This is a genomic window from Mycobacterium sp. IDUB_1, from assembly GCF_055419625.1.
This window is the reverse complement of the sequence record NZ_JBVAYA010000007.1, coordinates 192,685-209,222: the sequence shown is the minus strand read 5'-3', so window position 1 is coordinate 209,222 and position 16,538 is coordinate 192,685. Positions and strand designations below refer to the sequence as shown.

Genomic DNA, 16,538 nt, shown 5'->3' with positions numbered 1-16,538 from the left:
GTCCGGTCGCATGGAACTGCGCGGGAAGCGTGGTCTACGCTGCGTAGTATTCAATGCAGCCGTCTGACCGTCCGGCGGTCGATCGACTTGGTAGGAGGCGCCAACGTGCCCGCTCGTGGCCTGAAGTTGGTGGCATTGTCCCTGCTCCTGGGGGGGACGACGGTCCTGCTCAGTGGGTGCAGCTGGTCCGATGCTCTCGCCCTGGGATGGCCCAAGGGCATCACCCCGGAAGCTCACCTGAATCGTGAGCTGTGGATCGGTTCCATGATCGCCGCGCTCGTCGTCGGCGCGATCGTCTACGTGATGCTGTTCTGGACCGTGGTGTTCCACCGCAAAAAGAAGGGCGAGCAGGAACTGCCCCGCCAGTTCGGCTACAACATGCCGCTCGAACTCGCGCTGACGGTCACCCCGTTCCTCATCATCTCGGTGCTGTTCTACTTCACCGTCGTCGTGCAGGAGAAGATGCTGCACAAGGACCCCAATCCCGAGGTCGTCGTCGACGTCACCGCCTTCCAGTGGAACTGGAAATTCGGCTACCAGAAGATCAACTTCGGTGACGGCACCTTCACCTACGACGGCGTCGACAACGCCCGTAAAGAGGCCATGACCTCCAAGCCGGAGGGCACCTACGAGAACGGCGAGGAGCGCGTCGGCGCGATCCGGGGCCTCAACCCGGAGGACCGCACCTACCTGAACTTCGACAAGGTCGAGACGCTCGGTTCGTCGACCGAGATCCCGGTGCTGGTGGTGCCGGCCGGTAAGCGCATCGAGTTCCAGATCGCCTCGGCCGACGTCATCCACGGCTTCTGGGTGCCGGAGTTCCTGTTCAAGCGCGACGTACTGCCGGACCCCAAGGCGAACAACTCCGACAACATCTTCCAGGTCAGCGAGATCAATCAAACCGGTGCGTTCGTGGGCCGCTGCACCGAGATGTGCGGCACCTACCACTCGATGATGAACTTCGAGCTGCGTGTCGTGGAGCCCAACGACTTCAAGGCCTACATGGATCAGCGCATCGCCGGTAAGACCAACGCCGAGGCGCTGCAGGCGATCAACCAGTCGCCGGTCGCGACCACCACCAAGCCGTTCGACACGCGCCGCGGTGAGCAGGCGCCCCAGGCGAGCAGGTAGGACAGCACATGCATATCGAAGCCCGGTTGTTCGAGTTCCTCACGGCGTTCTTCGCGCTGGCGACAGTTGTGTACGCGGTGCTCACCGCGCTGTTCGCCACCGGCGGCGTGGAGTGGGCCGGTACCACGGCACTGGCCCTGACCACGGGCCTGACGCTGATCACCGGCACGTTCTTCCGCTTCGTCGCCCGCCGGCTGGACACCCGCCCCGAGGACTACGAAGATGCCGAGATCGCGGACGGCGCAGGCGAACTGGGCTTCTACAGCCCGCACAGCTGGTGGCCGGTCATGATCGCGCTGTCGGCCTCGGTCACCGCCGTGGGCATGGCGCTGTGGCTGCCGTGGCTCATCGTCGCGGGTGTCTGCTTCGTGCTCACCACGGTGTCCGGTCTTGTCTTCGAGTACCACACCGGGCCCGAGAAGCACTAGCCATCCTCGGCGTTGCGTGCCGCTGTCCGGGGCAAGGTCACAATCCGGCATGAGTTGGCCAGTGACCGCCTTCCTGTCCCGCACCGCGCCATCCCGGTTGGGTAGTGTTGCCGGCGCACCGCGAGCCGCCATCGGCGGTGATCGGCGCCCGAGAAGCTGGCTGAGAAGGATTGACGCACATGAGCGGGCCTAGAGGCGACGAGCCGGGCGACCGGTCTTCAGCCGACGAACCGACACAGGACGTCTCGGGTCTCACCCCGGACAGTGACGCCGGCGCGTCCGGCACCGGTGCGACCGACCAGTACTCGCAGGCGTACTCCGCGCCGGAATCCGAACAGTTCGTCAGCGCGCCCTACGTTCCCGCCGAATCATCGCTCTACGACTACGACAGCTACGACGCGCCGGCCGATGCCGGGGAGACCCCCGATCCGCCGCGGTGGCCCTGGGTCGTCGGCGTCGTCGCGATCATCGCCGCCATCGCGCTGGTGGTGTCGGTGTCGGTCCTGGTGACGCGCACCGACACGGACAACCTCGCGACGCCAGAGACCACCACCAGTGCGCCGCCGCCGCCCGTGCAGGACGAGATCACCACCACGACGCCGCCACCCCCGCCGCCTCCGCCGCCGACCACCGAGGAACCGCCTCCACCCCCGCCGGAGACGGTGACGGTCACCGAACCGCCGCCGCCACCGCCGAGCACCGAGGAGCCTCCGCCCCCGCCGCCGACCACGACCGAAGCGCCGCCCCCGCCGCCCACCACGACGCGGGCAGGCCCACGCCAGGTCACGTACTCCGTGACAGGCACCAAGGCGCCCGGCGACATCATCACGGTGACCTACACCGATGCCTCCGGCCGCAGCCGCACCCAGCGCAACGTCTACATCCCGTGGTCGCTGACGGTCACCCCGATCTCACAGTCCGAGGTGGGCTCCGTGCAAGCGTCCAGCCTTTTCCTGGTCAGCCGGCTGAACTGCTCGATCACCACAAGCGACGGCACGGTGTTGTCCTCGAACACCAACAACACCGCCCAGACCAACTGCTAGCCGGTATGACGACCCCCGCTGCTCTTTACACCCCGGACCGCACCGACCGCATCCTGCTCGGCGGCTGCGCGGCCGCCTGGCTCGCCGCCCTGGGGGCCGGCGTCGCCGCGACGGTGGCGCTGGTCAACCTCGGCGGCGGCCGCACCGCGTCGACAGGGGACTCCGGGACACCCTGGTTTCTCTACGTCGTGATCGGCGTGTCCGCTGCGGTGATCCTCGCCGCTGTTCCGCTGCTGCTGCGGGCCCGCCGCGATGCGCGCGGCGACCGGGAGCCCCACGAGTCGACACCGCGTCCGACGGCGGCCGCCGGCGGGCAGGGGAGTGCACCGCCACGGGCTGCCGAAGCGCCCACCGAGAAGATCCGCGCTGTCGCCCCGCCCGTCGTCACTCCCAGTGCGGCATCCTCTCCGCTGGTCGAACAGCTGACGCTGCGCTGCGCTGCCTCGATCGGCTGCGCGATGGGCGTTGCCTACGTGCTGATCGGGACCGCGACCTACCTGATGGCCGTCGACAACGACGTGACGTCCTGGGTGTTCTACGGGGCCGCCGGCGTCGTCACCGTCGCGATGGTCGGTCTCCCGGTGTACTTCCTGCGCGAGCTACGGAGCCACACCGACGCCTGATCGCCTCGGATCAGCCCCGGAGCGCAGCCCGAATCCGAGCCTGTATCCGCGCCCGCACAAAACGATGCGCCCCGGCCGGAGCCGGGGCGCATCGTCGTTGGTGTCTGATCAGTGATGACCGTTGTCGGACGACCCGTTGGAGTGGCCGTTCGACGACCCGTGGCCGTTCGATCCGTGACCGTTCGAGCCGTTGTGGCCGACCCGCTCACGCAGCGCCGTGAGAGCCCGATGCTCGGCCGCGTGGGCCGCCTCGGCGAGCGCATCGCGCTCGGACGCGGGATCTGCGCTGAGAAAGCTGCCCGAGCCGGGAGCGCCCGCCGAGCCGAGCTTGTTCATGCGCTTCGGCAGAGCCGCGCCCTGGTACTCGAGCGGGATGGCGTGACCGTGCTCGTCGACCGGACCCAGCGGCTGGTGCAACTCGATGTAGGCACCGTGCGGCAGCCGCTTGATGATGCCCGTCTCGATGCCGTGCTCGAGCACCGCGCGGTCGCTGCGCTGCAAGGCCACCGCCCAGCGGTAGGCGAGGTAGTACACGATCGCCGGCAGCACCACCATGCCGATGCGGCCGATCCACGTCGTCGCGTTCAGCGAGATGTGGAACTTCAGCGCGATGATGTCGTTCATGCAGGCGAAGGTCAGCACGATGTACAGCGCGATCGCTGCCGACCCGATCGCCGTGCGCGTCGGTGCGTCACGCGGGCGCTGCAACAGGTTGTGGTGGGCGTCGTCGCCGGAGAACTTCTTCTCCAGGAACGGGTAGGCGATCAGCAGCATGAACACCAGGCCCATGCCCAGCGCCACCCACACGCCCTGCGGGATGGTGTGGCCGAAGGGGTAGAACTCCCACGCCGGCCAGAGTCGGATGAGTCCGTCGGTCCACATCATGTAGAAGTCCGGCTGGCTACCCGCTGACACCTGCGACGGCTTGTAGGGCCCCAGCACCCAGATCGGGTTGATCTGCAGCAGGCCACCCATCAGGCCGAGGATGCCGACGGTGACGGCGAAGAACGCGCCGGACTTCACCGCGAACACCGGCATGACGCGAACGCCGACGACGTTGGTCTCGGTGCGGCCGGGGCCCGGGAACTGCGTGTGCTTCTGGAACCACACCAGGGCGAGGTGCACACCGATCAGCGCCAGGATGATCCCTGGGATCAGCAGGATGTGCAGCGCGTAGAGGCGGGGGATCAGGATCTCACCCGGGAAGTCACCGCCGAACAGCGCCCAGTGCATCCAGGTACCGACGACCGGGATGCCCATCGTGATGCCCGACAGCGCGGCGCGGATACCGGTACCCGAGAGGAGGTCGTCGGGCAGCGAGTAACCGAAGAAGCCCTCGAACATCGCCAGGATCAGCAGCAACGAGCCGATCACCCAGTTGGCCTCGCGCGGCCGGCGGAACGCGCCGGTGAAGAAGATGCGTGCCAGGTGGACCATGATCGACGCGGCGAACAGCAGCGCCGCCCAGTGGTGCACCTGCCGGACGAACAGACCGCCCCTGATCTCGAAGCTGATGTCGAGCGCCGTCTCGTACGCCCGCGACATCCCGACGCCGCGCAGCGGCTGATAGACGCCGTCGTAGGTGACGTGTGCCATGGACGGATCGAAGAACAGCGTGAGCCACACACCGGTGAGGAGCAGCACGATGAAGCTGTACATCGCGATCTCACCGAGCAGGAACGACCAGTGGGTCGGGAACACTTTGTTGAGCTGGCGGCGGACCGCAGCCGACGGGTGGTATCGCGAGTCGATCGCTTCGCCCTGCTTGGCGGCGATCTCGGCCATGTTGGGTCGTGGGCTCATGACTTGCGCTCCCAGAATGCCGGTCCGACGGGTTCGATGAAATCACCGTTGGCTACAAGGTAGCCCTCTTGATCGATGGTGATCGGTAGCTGCGCCAACGCGCGGGCCGCCGGTCCGAAGATGGGCCGTGCGAAGTGCAGCGCGTCGAACTGCGACTGGTGGCACGGGCACAGAATCCGGTAGGTCTGCTGCTCGTACAGCGACGACGGGCAGCCCAGGTGGGAGCACACCTTGGTGTAGGCGAACAGCTCGCCGAAGTTGAAGCTCTCCTGGCCCTGCCGCTTGACCACGCGCGACATGTCGCCGGGTCGGATACGGATGAGCATGACCGGGTTGCGCACACCCATCGCGATCTCGAACAGGTGATGCTCGGACTCGACGGTGGTGCCGTCGCCGTCGGATTCGCGCCACGGGAACACGGTTTCCATGCCGCCGGCGTCGATGTCCTCCGGGCGCATCTTGACGAACGGCGACTCGCCGGGCTGACCGGTGGCGCGCGCCAGGTAGATGGTCTCGCCCTTGTAGCGGGGCGTCCACCCCGACGTCCACAGGACGGCCTTCATGCCCTCGGCCGTCGGCACGACGGGCTTCCACGGGTTCTTGATCAGACCACCGATGAAGGCCACCGCGGTGCCGAGCCCGAACGCGCCGAACCCGATGCCGAGGGAGAGCCCGATCAGCTTGCGCCGCTTCAGCGTCGAGCCCTCCAGGGCGTCACCGAGGTTGGCGGCGACGGTGCGGCGGTGCAGTTCGGGGGAGGCGCCGTCGTGGCGCTCCTGGATCGAGATCTCCTCGGGGATGAACTTCTTCTGGAACAGCACTGCGCCGACACCGATCGCGAGGACCGACAGGCCGAACGTCAGGCCGTACAGCGGCGTCGTCAGGGCGTACAGCCACTCGCCCTCGGAGCCGAACGGCTTGTATTCCCACGGCCAGAACAAGAAGATCAGCAGCAGTGCCAGACCGCAGAAGCCGGCGAACAGAAGCCAATAGGCGACGGTGCGCTCGGCGCGCTTCTCGGCCTTGGTGCCCGGGACGGGCCAGCGCGGCTCCTTGTAGACGATCTCGACGCCGTCGAGCTTGCCGCCGAGTTCGAGCAGCTCCTCGCGAGACATCTCGGCGAGCTGCGCGTCGGTGGGCTGTCCCGCTTCACCCTGCTGACCGGGCGAATCAGTGCCCTTGCCGGTGTTCTCGTGGGTGCTGGTGGCGTCGCTCATGCCCGTGCTCCGATCCAGAGGGCGGCCGCGATGATGGCCACCATGCCGATGATCCACGCGACCATGCCCTCGGAGGTGGGCCCGAAGCCGCCCAGCCCGAGACCACCGGGCGTCGGCGTCTCGGCCGCTTCCTTCACGTAGGCGACGATGTCGCGCTTCTCGTCAGGGGACAGCTGGCGGTCCGAGAACTTCGGCATGTTCTGCGGGCCGGTCAGCATCGCGGTGTAGACCTGTGCGGGCACCGCTGCGGCTTCACCCAGATCGGGCGCGTACTTGCCCGACGACAGGGCGCCGCCCTTGCCGGTGAAGTTGTGGCAGGAGGCGCAGTTCAGCCGGAACAGGTCGCCACCGCGGGCGACGTCGTTGCCGATCAGCGACTGCGAAGCGATCGCGCCGTTCTCGTCGCGCGGGACGACGGGGCCGCCGCCGTTGGCCTGGACGTAGGCACCCAGCGCGTCGATCTGCGCCTCGTCGAAGGCGGGATCCTTGCGCATCGCCTGCGCCTCGCCGCGCATCGCGGGCATGCGGCCGGTGGCCACCTGGAAGTACACGGCGGCCTCGCCGACACCGATCAGGCTCGGACCGCGGTCGGCCACACCCTGCAGGTTCGCTCCGTGGCAGGACACACACGACGTCTCGTAGAGCTGTTGGCCGGTGCGCAGCATCGCCGAGGCGGACTCGTCGGCGACAGCCACCTGCGGCGTCGGCGTGAACGTGGCCGCCAGGCCACCTGCCACTGCCAGTCCGATCAGCAGCAACAGTGCCGCCGAGACGCGCCGGCGCAACCGGCGCTTGGACTTGCTTGTCATCGAACCCCTTCTTTTCTGCGGGCTGCCCGGCGTGCTCGTCGAATCCGTCATCGGACGAAGTAGATGACGGCGAACAGGGCGATCCAGACGATGTCGACGAAGTGCCAGTAGTACGAGACCACGATCGCGGCGGTGGCCTGCGCCGGGGTGAACTTGCTCATCCTGGTGCGCAGCAGCAGCAGGATGAATGCCACCAGACCGCCGATGACGTGCAGGCCGTGGAAGCCGGTGGCCAGATAGAAGACGGTGCCGTACGCGCTGCCGGGGATCGTCGTGCCCTCGTGCACCAGGTGGTAGTACTCGTAGCCCTGACCGGCGACGAAGAAGGCGCCCATCGCGAAGGTCAGCAGGTACCACCGACGCAGCCCGAACACGTCGCCGCGCTCGGCGGCGAAAACGCCCATCTGGCAGGTGAACGACGAGGCGATCAGCACCAGCGTCACCGGCACGGCGAGATAGAGGTTCAGCTCGGTCGGATGGGGCGGCCAGTCACCGCCGGCCTGGGCGCGGGCCGTGAAGTACATCGCGAACAGGCCAGCAAAGAACATCAACTCGCTGGAAAGCCACACGATGGTGCCAACACTGACCATGTTCGGACGGTTCAGCGAATGCACACGCGACGTGATGGCGGTTCCCGAAGTCCCTACAGCGCTCGTCACAGGTGCAAGTATGACGCTTTGTAGTTGTCAAACTCCACCCGGGTCGAGCAATTCGTCATAATCGCGTCGTGACTCCTGCTTCCGCTGCGCACGACTCGTCTGTGGCCGCCCCGACGTGGTCGGTGATCCTCGGTCGACTGACCACCGATCAGTCCCTTCTGCCGGGGCAGGCGGCCTGGGCGATGGACGAGATCATGACCGGCGCCGCCACGCCGGCGCAGATCGCCGCCTTCGGCGTGTCGATGAAGATGAAGCGACCCACCTCCGCCGAGGTGGGCGAGCTCGCCGACATCATGCTCAAGCACGCCCACCGCGTGCCCACCGAGACGATCGGCACCGACACCGTCGACGTCGTCGGCACCGGAGGCGACGGCGCGAACACCGTCAACTTGTCGACGATGGCCTCGATCGTGGTGGCCGCCGCCGGCGTCAAAGTGGTCAAACACGGCAACCGCGCGGCGACATCGCTGTCCGGAGGCGCGGACACGCTCGAGGCGCTCGGGGTGCGCATCGATCTGGGACCGGACGAGGTCGCACGCTGTGTCGCCGAGGTGGGCATCGGGTTCGCCTTCGCCCCGCAGTTCCACCCGTCCTACCGGCACGCCGGGGTGGCCCGCCGCGAGATCGGGGTGCCGACGGTGTTCAACCTGCTCGGGCCTCTGACCAACCCGGCCGGACCGCGCGCCGGGTTGATCGGCTGCGCGTGGGCCGAGCTTGCGGAGGTGATGGCCGAGGTGTTCGCGACCCGCGGGTCCAGCGTGCTGGTGGTGCACGGGGACGACGGTCTCGACGAGCTGACCACGACGACGACGAGCACCATCTGGCGGGTGCAGGCGGGCACCGTGGACAGGCTGCGCTTCGACCCGGCCGCGTTCGGCTTCGCCCGCGCGCACATCTCCGAGCTGGTCGGCGGGGACGCCGAGTCCAATGCCGCCGAGGCCCGCGCGGTCCTGGGCGGGGCGAGCGGCCCGGTGCGCGACGCCGTGCTGCTCAACGCCGCCGGGGCTCTGGTGTCCCACGCCGGCCTATCCAGCGACGCCAAGTGGGTCCCGGCGTGGGAGTCCGGGCTCGCTCGCGCCAAGGAGGCGATCGACTCCGGGGCGGCCGAACAGCTGCTCGCGCGTTGGGCTCGGTTCACTCAGGAGCTCTGAGGAGTCGAACTGCTCGGCGAGCTGCTCGGCAGCGACCCGGGCCGAGCGTGCCGACGCCGCCCACCCGGCCCAACGTCCGGCGGCGCCGACCGGCGAGCAGTACCCGGTGTCGGTGCGCACGATCCGCACACCGGGGTGGGTCAGCCAGCGCGCGATGAGCGCGATCTCCTCGATCAGTGCGCCGCCGTGCGGGGCCGCGCTCGGCAGTACGGTCTGGGCGGCCGCGCAGAGGGCCTCGACCACAGGCATCGGTGGCACTCCGCGAGGTGCCACGCCGGCGGCGGCGAGTTGGCCGTGCCGGATCACGGCCAGATGCCATCCACGCTCGCCGTCGGGCCGTGCCGCGATCAGTTCGCTGATCGCCGACAGTGCGCGCAGCCGCTGGCCGCGCCAGAGCACGTCGATGGCAGCGGACGCCCGGTCCCGCATCCGGGCCGCGGTCTCGTAGCGGTGCCGCTGCGCGAGATCGTCGATGTGGGCCAGGATGTCGCCGATCACCTCGCCGCTGTGTCCGTCGATCAGCGCGTGGGCTGCTTCGACCGCGGCGGCGTAGTCTCCGGCGCTCATGCCGCGCTCGGCGGGGCAGGGGGAGACCTCGACGTCGGGGCACGCAGGCCCGTGCGTGGCGCTGCGGGAGAGCCGCTTGGTGCAGGTTCGGATGCCGGTGAACCGGGCGATCAGTGCGCCCGCGTCGACGGCGTCGGCGCGGGCGCGGAACGGACCGATCGCGGTGTCCGTGCGCGGGCTGCGCACCGCGGAGAAGCGGGGGAACGCCTCGTCGGTGAGGGCCACCCACCACCAGCGGTGCGGGAACTTGGAGCGGCGGTTGTACGGGGGTGCGTGCGCGGCCAGCAGACGGAGTTCGCGCACGCCGGCTTCCAGATCGTGGGCGCACTCGACGTGGTCGACGCCGGTGGCCAGCGACGCCATCTCCTTCATCCGGGTGCGGGGGTCCGCCCCGGTGAAGTACTGATTCACCCGGCGCCGCAGGTCCTTGGCGGTGCCGACGTAGAGCACCTCGTTCGACGGCCCGCGGAACAGGTACACCCCTGGGGCGTGCGGCACAGACGTGGCCAGGCGGCGGTTGCGGCGTTGGGCCGGGGTCACGTCGGGCAGGTAGGACCGCAGCTCGGTGTAGGTCTGGATGCCCTGATTGCCCACCCGCTCGATCAGGCCGTGGAGGACGTCGACCGTGGCCCGGGCATCGGCCAGCGCGCGGTGGTTGGGCGTGGTGTCCGCCCCGAACAGCTGCGCGAGCGCTGAGAGGCGCACGCTGGGCGCCTCGTCGCGGGTCAGTACCCGGCGTGCCAGCCGCACCGTGCACAGCACCGGCGGCTTGGGCCACGGGACGTTGTTGCGCTCGGCGGCCGCGCGCAGGAACCCGACGTCGAAACCGGCGTTGTGGGCGACCAGCACCGCGCCGCGCGCGAATTCGAGGAACGCGGGCAGCACCTCGTCGATGCGCGGCGCGTCGTAGACCATAGCGGTGGTGATGCCGGTCAGCGCGACGATCTGCGGCGGGATGGCCCGGCCCGGGTCGACCAGGGTGGCGAACTCGCCGAGAACCTCGCCCCCGCGCACCTTGACCGCACCGATCTCGGTGATCTGGTCGTGGTGCTCGCCGCTGGACCGTCCTCCCGTGGTTTCCAGGTCGACGACGACGAAGGTGGTCTCGCGCAGCGTCAGGTCGGCCGCCGGATCGACATCGGCGAAGCTCAGCTGACCCATGCGCTGACCGTAGGACGGTGGGCCGACAAGTCGTCGACAGCCACGCGGGAGTCGGTCGCCCTTACTTGTCGGTCGCCCTCGCTTGTCGGTCGCCCTCACTTGTCGGTCACTGTCGATACCGTGCCCCTGACTGCGACTGAGAGGACCAAGGCCATGGGTTATGACCAGCCACGACAGGACGAGGACGCCGGCGATTCCGGCACGGTGACCATCGACTGCGACGACTGCGCGGTGCGCGGACCGGGCTGCCAGGACTGCGTCGTCAGCGTGCTTCTCGGAATTCCCGAAAATTTGCTGGTGGACGAGCAGCGCGCCCTGGAAGTCCTCGCTGACGTGGGCCTGGCGCCGCGATTGAGGCTCGTTCCGCTGCATCGGCACGGGACGCCGGGAGTTGCCTGACGGTGCGTGGCGTCACCGCCGTCCCATCCTTCACAGGAGTAACTGTTAAATTTGCGTCTCCTGTTGGACAAGGCCGATGCCGTTTCGTAACCTGTCTGAGACCTAAGAGAGTTCGAGACGGCTCGTAACGCCAGTTGAAGGACGCATAAATCTTGACGCTCGACCGCGCGCATCGGAGCATGAGCCGTTTCTGGCGACCCGCAATCAGTGCCCTGGCCTCGGTGGCAGTTGCCGGCGCGCTCGCTGTGGGTACCGGCTACGCCGACCCGGCCAGTGACGCGCTGACCAAACTGAACGAGTTGTCGCGCCAGGCCGAGCAGACGACGGAGGCCATGCACTCCGCGCAGCTCGACCTGAACAAGAAGCTGGAGATCCAGCAGGCCGCAGAAGTCAAGCACGCCAACGATGTTGCGGCGGTGGACTCCGCCAAAGCGCAGCTGGCCGACTTCCAGCGCAAGGTCGACGATCTGGCCGCCGCCCAGTACATGGGAGGGCGGCCGTCCGGTTTCCAGGCCATGCTGACGGCGTCCTCGCCGCAGGGCCTGATCGACCAACTGTCGATCCAGCGCGTGATGGCCCACGAGATGTCGGCGCAGATGTCGCGCTATCTCGAGGTGGGCAAGCAGACCCAGGACGCAGAGAAGGCGTCGGCGGTGTCGGCCTCGGAGGCCAAGACCGCCGCGGAACAGGCCGCTGCCGTGCGTGCCGACCTGCAGTCCAAGCAGAGCCAGCTCCAGGTGCAGATCGCCGTCGTCAAGTCGCAGTACGACGCGCTGACTCCGCCTCAGCGCGAGGCGCTGGCCGCCATGCCGCCGGCCCCGCCCGTCCCGCCTGCCGCGGCGCCACCGGCCCCGCCTGCACCTGGTCAGGACCCGGCAGTGCTCGCCGCTCCGCCCGCGCCGCCGTTGCCAGGAGCGGTCCCCCCCGGCGATATCGCCCCGCCCGGGTCTCCCGAAGCGACCACCGTGATCCAGGCTGCACTGAGCCGGATCGGCTCGCCGTACTCGTGGGGCGCTGCCGGCCCGAGCGCCTTCGACTGCTCCGGTCTGGTGATGTGGTCCTTCCAGCAGGCGGGCATCTCGCTGCCGCACTCCAGCCAGGCGCTGGCTGCAGGCGGACAGCCGGTGTCGCGCGATCAGATGCAGCCTGGCGATCTCGTCACCTACTACTCGGATGCCTCACACGTCGGCATCTACATCGGTGACGGCATGATGGTGCATGCGTCCACCTACGGCACGCCGGTGCGAGTCGCTCCGGTGGACAATGCGCCGATCTACAACGTCCGCCGCTACTGATCGGGCCCGCTCGCGGCACCGTCTCGCGGCGCTCCTGTGTGCTGAAGCTCTGTGCGCCGTCCTGGTGATCGGCGGCGCTTACCCCACGGCGCCCACAGCACCTGCTCTGGCGGCTCCGCCGTCGGCCTCGGGTGAATCGACGGCGGATTCTCCCGCACTACGCACCCTCACCACTCCGGACGGTCGCAGAGCCCAGCTGATCGACCTCGGCGGCGGCGCGGCGCCGCTGCTCGACCGGATCGCCGCTGAACTTCCCGCGGCCGAACAGGCCGTCACGATCTTCTGGGGCCCACAGTGGCCGAAGGACATCCCGATCGTCGTGGCCGGCTCGCCGGAGCAGTTCGCCGCACTCGCCGGCGCGGGCCCGGACACCGCCGCGACCACCACCGCCGAACGCATCACGTTCTCGCCCGCAGCCAGCGCGATGAATGCCGACGATCTGCGAATCGTGCTGCGCCATGAGCTCTTTCACTACGCCGCACGCTCCGCCACGGCGGCGGACGCCCCGGTGTGGCTGACCGAGGGGGTGGCCGATTACGTCGGCCGACCGGCGCCCACGGGCCGCGTCGACGCGCCCGCGCGGCTGCCCACGGACGCGGAGCTGAGCACGCCGGGCCCCGACCGGTCGCAGGCCTACGACCGCGCTTGGTCATTCGCCACCTTTGTCGCGCAGACCTACGGTCCGCCCCGGTTGCGGGAGCTCTACGTCGCGGCGTGCGCCCCCGGCCATCCGGACGCCGCGACCGCGGTGCGCACGGTGCTCGGGATCGACCTGCCCGCATGAGCCGCGTCCTGCTCGTCACCAACGACTATCCGCCGCGTCGCGGAGGCATCCAGTCCTACCTGGAGGCGCTCGTCGACCATCTCGTGGGTTCGCCCGGCTCGTCGGTGGAGGCGTTGACGGTGTACGCCCCGACGTGGAAGGGCGCCGAGGACTACGACGCGGTGGCCGCGGTGTCCGGCTACCAGGTCGTGCGTCACCCCACGACGCTGATGCTGCCCGAGCCCAGCGTCGCGTGGCGGATGCGGCGGTTGATCTCCGAGCACGACATCGACACTGTCTGGTTCGGTGCCGCGGCGCCGCTCGCGCTGCTGGCGCCGCTGGCGCGCGCCGCCGGTGCGCGCCGCGTCATCGCCAGCACACATGGGCACGAGGTGGGCTGGTCGATGCTCCCGCTTGCGCGAACAGCATTGCGGCGCATCGGAAACGACACTGATGTGGTGACCTACATCAGCGCCTACACACGGCGCAGGTTCGCCGCGGCGTTCGGGCGCAACGCGGCTCTCGAGCACGTACCGCCCGGAGTCGACGTCGACCGGTTCGCCCCTAACGAGGTGGCCCGCGCCGAACTGCGCGCCCGCTACCGCCTCGGAAATCGGCCCGTGATCGTGTGTGTCTCGCGGCTGGTGCCGCGCAAGGGTCAGGACATGCTGATCCGGGCGTTGCCCACGATCCGTGACCGGGTGCCCGGCGCTGCACTGGTGATCGTCGGCGGCGGGCCGTATCGCACCACGCTGCAGCGGCTGGCCCACAGTTTCGGAGTGGCCGAGCACGTGGTGTTCACCGGTGGGGTGCCGGGAGAGGAACTGCCGGACCACCACGCGATGGCCGACGTGTTCGCGATGCCGTGCCGCACCCGCGGCGCCGGGCTGGACGTCGAGGGCCTGGGCATCGTGTACCTGGAGGCGTCGGCGACCGGCGTGCCGGTGGTGGCAGGCCGCTCAGGCGGCGCGCCGGAGACGGTGGTCGACGGGGAGACGGGGTTGGTGGTCGACGGCTGGGACGTCGGCGCTATCGCCGCGGCGGTCGGTGATCTGCTCGCCGACCGCACCCGGGCTGCGGCGATGGGCGCAGCCGGGCGCACCTGGGCCGTCGAGAACTGGCAGTGGCAGATGCAGGCCGCGCGGCTGGCGCGGCTGCTCTAACTCTTGGCGTAGAGCGCTTCGATCTCCGCGGCGAATTTCTCGGCGACGACCTTGCGCTTCACCTTCAGCGTCGGGGTGAGCTCCCCGGTCTCGACGGTGAAGTCCAACGGCAGGATGCGGAACTTGCGTATCGCTTCGGCCTTCGACACCGCCTGGTTGGCCTTCTTCACCGCGGCGTCGATCTCGGCAGTCAGGTCGGGGTCCTCGGCCAGCTCGCCCACCGACGCGCCGGCCGGCTTGCCGTGACTCTGCTTCCACCCCTCGAACGCTTCGGGATCGATCGCGATCAGCGCCGCGATGAACGGCTTCGCATCGCCGACGGCCATCGCCTGACTGATCAGCGGGTGCGCACGCAATTGATCCTCGAGCACTGCGGGTGCGACGTTCTTGCCGCCCGCGGTGACGATGATCTCCTTCTTGCGGCCCACGATCGACAGGAACCCGTCACCGTCGACGCTGCCGAGATCACCGGTGTGGAACCAGCCGTCGACGATCGCCTCGGCGGTCGCGGTCTCGTTACGCCAGTACCCGTCGAACACCACACCGCCGCGCACCAGCAGCTCGCCGTCCTCGGCGATCGCCATGCTGTTGCCGGGCAACAACTTTCCGACGGTGCCGACCTTCAGCTGGCCGATGCGGTTGGCGGTGATCGCCGCGCTGGTCTCGGTGAGGCCGTAGCCCTCGTAGATGGTCAGGCCGATCCCGCGGTAGAAGTGGCCGAGCCGTGCGCCCAGCGGTGCGCCACCGGAGATCGATGCGGTGCAGTCCCCGCCCATGGCTGCCCGCAGTTTGCCGTAGACCAGACGGTCGAACAGCGCGTGCTTGGCGCGCAACAGCAGGCCGGCGCCGCCCGTGTCCTGCGCCGTGCTCCACTCGATCGCGGTCTCGGCGGCGCGGGCGAAGATCGCCCCCTTGCCGCCCTCGCGAGCGTTGAGTTCGGCTGTGTTGTACACCTTTTCGAACACGCGGGGCACTGACACGATGACCGTCGGCTTGAACTGGCCGAACATCGGCACGAGATTCTTGATGTCGCTCGTGTAGCCGACGGTGACACCGTTGGCAAAGGCGGTCATCGACAGGGCCCGGGCGAGCACGTGGGCCAGCGGCAGGAACACCAGCAGCCGCCCGCCCTTGCGCAGCAGGCTCGGGAAGCAATGGGCGGCGCCGCGGCTTTCGGAGAGCAGGTTGGCGTGGGTGAGCTGGCACCCCTTGGGCCTGCCGGTGGTGCCCGAGGTGTAGATCAGCGTGGCGGGATCGCTGGAGACGATGGCGTCGCGGCGGCGGTCGACCTCCGCAGCATCGGTGGCCGCGCCGGCGTCGGCCAGCTGATCGAGCGCCGAGGGCGCGGAGTCGATCGTGAAGACCTTACGGAGGTCGGGAAGGCCATGGGAGAGGGTGGCCTGCAGTTCCTTGACCGTCTGCGCGTGCGCGTCGGTCTCCACGAACGCCAGCACGGCGCCGGAGTCCTGGAGCACCCACTGCACCTGGTCGGCCGAGGACGTCTCGTAGATGGGTACGGTGACCGCGCCGATCGACAGGATCGCGTAGTCGAGGATCACCCACTCGTAGCGGGTTGCCGACAGCACCGCCACCCGGTCCCCGGGCTGCACCCCTTCGGCGATCAAACCTCTTGCTGCCGAACGGATCTGCTGAGCTGCCTGTCGGCACGTCACATCCGTCCACTGGCCGCCGACCAGTCGCTGGAAGATCACGTGGTCGGGATCGGCGGTCTCGTGCTGGTACACCGCAGCTGCCACGTTGTCGTGTTCGCCGACGGTGAACGATGCCGGTTCGGTGTACTCGCGCACGATGAATGCCCTCTCGCTTGACATGCCGCTATGCCGTGTACAGAGTAGTCGGCCCCACTGAGGCGGCACCGGAGCATGTGTGAAGGTGGACAGTCATGAACAGCATCCAGATCGCGGACGAGACGTTCGTCGCCGCGGATCCCGCGGCGGTGGGTGCCGCTGTCGCCGACCCGGCGAGCTGGGCCCGCTGGTGGCCGGATCTGCGGCTCACCGTGGTCGAGGACCGCGGCGAGCTGGGTCACCGCTGGACGGTGACGGGTGCACTGACGGGTTCCATGGAGATCTGGTTGGAGAAGGTGCTCGACGGGGTGGTGCTGCACTACTTCATGCACGCCGAGCCGTCGGGCGCTGCGGCCTGGGAGCTGGAAAAGATGAACCTCGCGAAGATGAATCATCAGCGGCGGGTGGCGGGCAAGGCGATGGCGTTCGAAGTGAAACAGACGCTGGAGGCGGGCCGCCCTGTCGGCGTGTCGCGGTTGGCCTGAGCGATAGCGGCTATACCAGGCGTCGGGAGGGTA

Annotated in this window: 15 protein-coding genes and 1 pseudogene; 10 read left to right on the top strand and 6 right to left on the bottom strand. The window is 68.8% G+C overall.

Annotated elements, in window-relative coordinates; all coding sequences use genetic code 11:
• Nucleotides 1-105 precede the first annotated feature (105 nt).
• The 4 genes from ctaC (at nucleotide 106) to ACZYYX_RS28800 (ending at nucleotide 3,225) form a co-directional block, all read left to right on the top strand.
• Nucleotides 106-1,131 carry an aa3-type cytochrome oxidase subunit II gene (ctaC, locus tag ACZYYX_RS28815; protein WP_463818238.1) on the top strand — a complete coding sequence of 342 codons (1,026 nt, stop codon included), beginning with the start codon at nucleotides 106-108 and terminating at the stop codon, nucleotides 1,129-1,131.
• Between the two features lie 8 nt (nucleotides 1,132-1,139).
• Nucleotides 1,140-1,559: a cytochrome c oxidase subunit 4 gene (locus tag ACZYYX_RS28810; protein WP_335330525.1), complete on the top strand. Its 420-nt coding sequence runs from the start codon at nucleotides 1,140-1,142 to the stop codon at nucleotides 1,557-1,559.
• A gap of 179 nt (nucleotides 1,560-1,738) precedes the next feature.
• The gene (locus ACZYYX_RS28805) at nucleotides 1,739-2,602 is read left to right on the top strand and encodes an MmpS family transport accessory protein (protein WP_463818237.1); all 864 of its coding nucleotides are present in this window, start codon (nucleotides 1,739-1,741) and stop codon (nucleotides 2,600-2,602) included.
• Between the two features lie 5 nt (nucleotides 2,603-2,607).
• Nucleotides 2,608-3,225: a DUF2561 family protein gene (locus tag ACZYYX_RS28800; protein ID WP_463818236.1), complete on the top strand. Its 618-nt coding sequence runs from the start codon at nucleotides 2,608-2,610 to the stop codon at nucleotides 3,223-3,225.
• Nucleotides 3,226-3,333: 108 nt separating this feature from the next.
• Here the strand turns inward: ACZYYX_RS28800 and qcrB are convergent, their stop codons facing one another.
• From qcrB to ctaE, 4 genes are read right to left on the bottom strand one after another with little or no spacing between them, the layout of a single operon-like run.
• On the bottom strand, nucleotides 3,334-5,028 hold the full coding sequence (qcrB, locus tag ACZYYX_RS28795; protein WP_463818235.1) for a cytochrome bc1 complex cytochrome b subunit: 1,695 nt from the start codon (nucleotides 5,026-5,028) through the stop codon (nucleotides 3,334-3,336).
• Nucleotides 5,025-6,245, bottom strand: coding sequence for a cytochrome bc1 complex Rieske iron-sulfur subunit (gene qcrA / locus ACZYYX_RS28790; RefSeq protein WP_463818234.1), 1,221 nt, complete (start codon nucleotides 6,243-6,245; stop codon nucleotides 5,025-5,027). The genes qcrB and qcrA overlap by 4 nt, the downstream gene beginning before the upstream one ends.
• On the bottom strand, nucleotides 6,242-7,054 hold the full coding sequence (gene qcrC / locus ACZYYX_RS28785) for a cytochrome bc1 complex diheme cytochrome c subunit (protein ID WP_463818233.1): 813 nt from the start codon (nucleotides 7,052-7,054) through the stop codon (nucleotides 6,242-6,244). The genes qcrA and qcrC overlap by 4 nt, the downstream gene beginning before the upstream one ends.
• A 47-nt stretch (nucleotides 7,055-7,101) precedes the next feature.
• The gene (ctaE, locus tag ACZYYX_RS28780; RefSeq protein ID WP_335330519.1) at nucleotides 7,102-7,713 is read right to left on the bottom strand and encodes an aa3-type cytochrome oxidase subunit III; all 612 of its coding nucleotides are present in this window, start codon (nucleotides 7,711-7,713) and stop codon (nucleotides 7,102-7,104) included.
• Nucleotides 7,714-7,781: 68 nt separating this feature from the next.
• Here ctaE and trpD point away from each other — a divergent pair, with 68 nt between their 5' ends.
• The gene (gene trpD, locus ACZYYX_RS28775; protein ID WP_463818232.1) at nucleotides 7,782-8,864 is read left to right on the top strand and encodes an anthranilate phosphoribosyltransferase; all 1,083 of its coding nucleotides are present in this window, start codon (nucleotides 7,782-7,784) and stop codon (nucleotides 8,862-8,864) included.
• On the opposite strand, the pseudogene ACZYYX_RS28770 reads toward trpD, so the two are convergent.
• Nucleotides 8,802-10,592: pseudogene (locus ACZYYX_RS28770) on the bottom strand (DEDD exonuclease domain-containing protein); the annotation flags it as partial. The gene trpD and the pseudogene ACZYYX_RS28770 sit on opposite strands and share 63 nt — an antisense overlap.
• Before the next feature lie 153 nt (nucleotides 10,593-10,745).
• On the opposite strand from ACZYYX_RS28770, the gene ACZYYX_RS28765 reads away from it, so the two are divergent.
• From ACZYYX_RS28765 to ACZYYX_RS28750, 4 genes are all read left to right on the top strand, one after another.
• The gene (locus ACZYYX_RS28765) at nucleotides 10,746-10,991 is read left to right on the top strand and encodes a hypothetical protein (protein WP_463818231.1); all 246 of its coding nucleotides are present in this window, start codon (nucleotides 10,746-10,748) and stop codon (nucleotides 10,989-10,991) included.
• A 152-nt stretch (nucleotides 10,992-11,143) separates the two neighbouring features.
• Nucleotides 11,144-12,286 carry a peptidoglycan hydrolase RipC gene (gene ripC / locus ACZYYX_RS28760; RefSeq protein ID WP_463818230.1) on the top strand — a complete coding sequence of 381 codons (1,143 nt, stop codon included), beginning with the start codon at nucleotides 11,144-11,146 and terminating at the stop codon, nucleotides 12,284-12,286.
• Nucleotides 12,255-13,070: a peptidase gene (locus tag ACZYYX_RS28755; RefSeq protein ID WP_463818229.1), complete on the top strand. Its 816-nt coding sequence runs from the start codon at nucleotides 12,255-12,257 to the stop codon at nucleotides 13,068-13,070. The genes ripC and ACZYYX_RS28755 overlap by 32 nt, the downstream gene beginning before the upstream one ends.
• The gene (locus tag ACZYYX_RS28750; protein ID WP_463818228.1) at nucleotides 13,067-14,212 is read left to right on the top strand and encodes a glycosyltransferase family 4 protein; all 1,146 of its coding nucleotides are present in this window, start codon (nucleotides 13,067-13,069) and stop codon (nucleotides 14,210-14,212) included. The genes ACZYYX_RS28755 and ACZYYX_RS28750 overlap by 4 nt, the downstream gene beginning before the upstream one ends.
• Here the strand turns inward: ACZYYX_RS28750 and ACZYYX_RS28745 are convergent.
• A complete protein-coding gene (locus tag ACZYYX_RS28745; RefSeq protein WP_463818289.1) occupies nucleotides 14,209-16,020 on the bottom strand; it encodes an AMP-dependent synthetase/ligase in 1,812 nt (603 codons plus the stop codon). The two genes, ACZYYX_RS28750 and ACZYYX_RS28745, sit on opposite strands and share 4 nt — an antisense overlap.
• Before the next feature lie 95 nt (nucleotides 16,021-16,115).
• On the opposite strand from ACZYYX_RS28745, the gene ACZYYX_RS28740 reads away from it, so the two are divergent.
• A complete protein-coding gene (locus tag ACZYYX_RS28740) occupies nucleotides 16,116-16,505 on the top strand; it encodes a polyketide cyclase / dehydrase and lipid transport (RefSeq protein ID WP_463818227.1) in 390 nt (129 codons plus the stop codon).
• Nucleotides 16,506-16,538 lie beyond the last annotated feature (33 nt).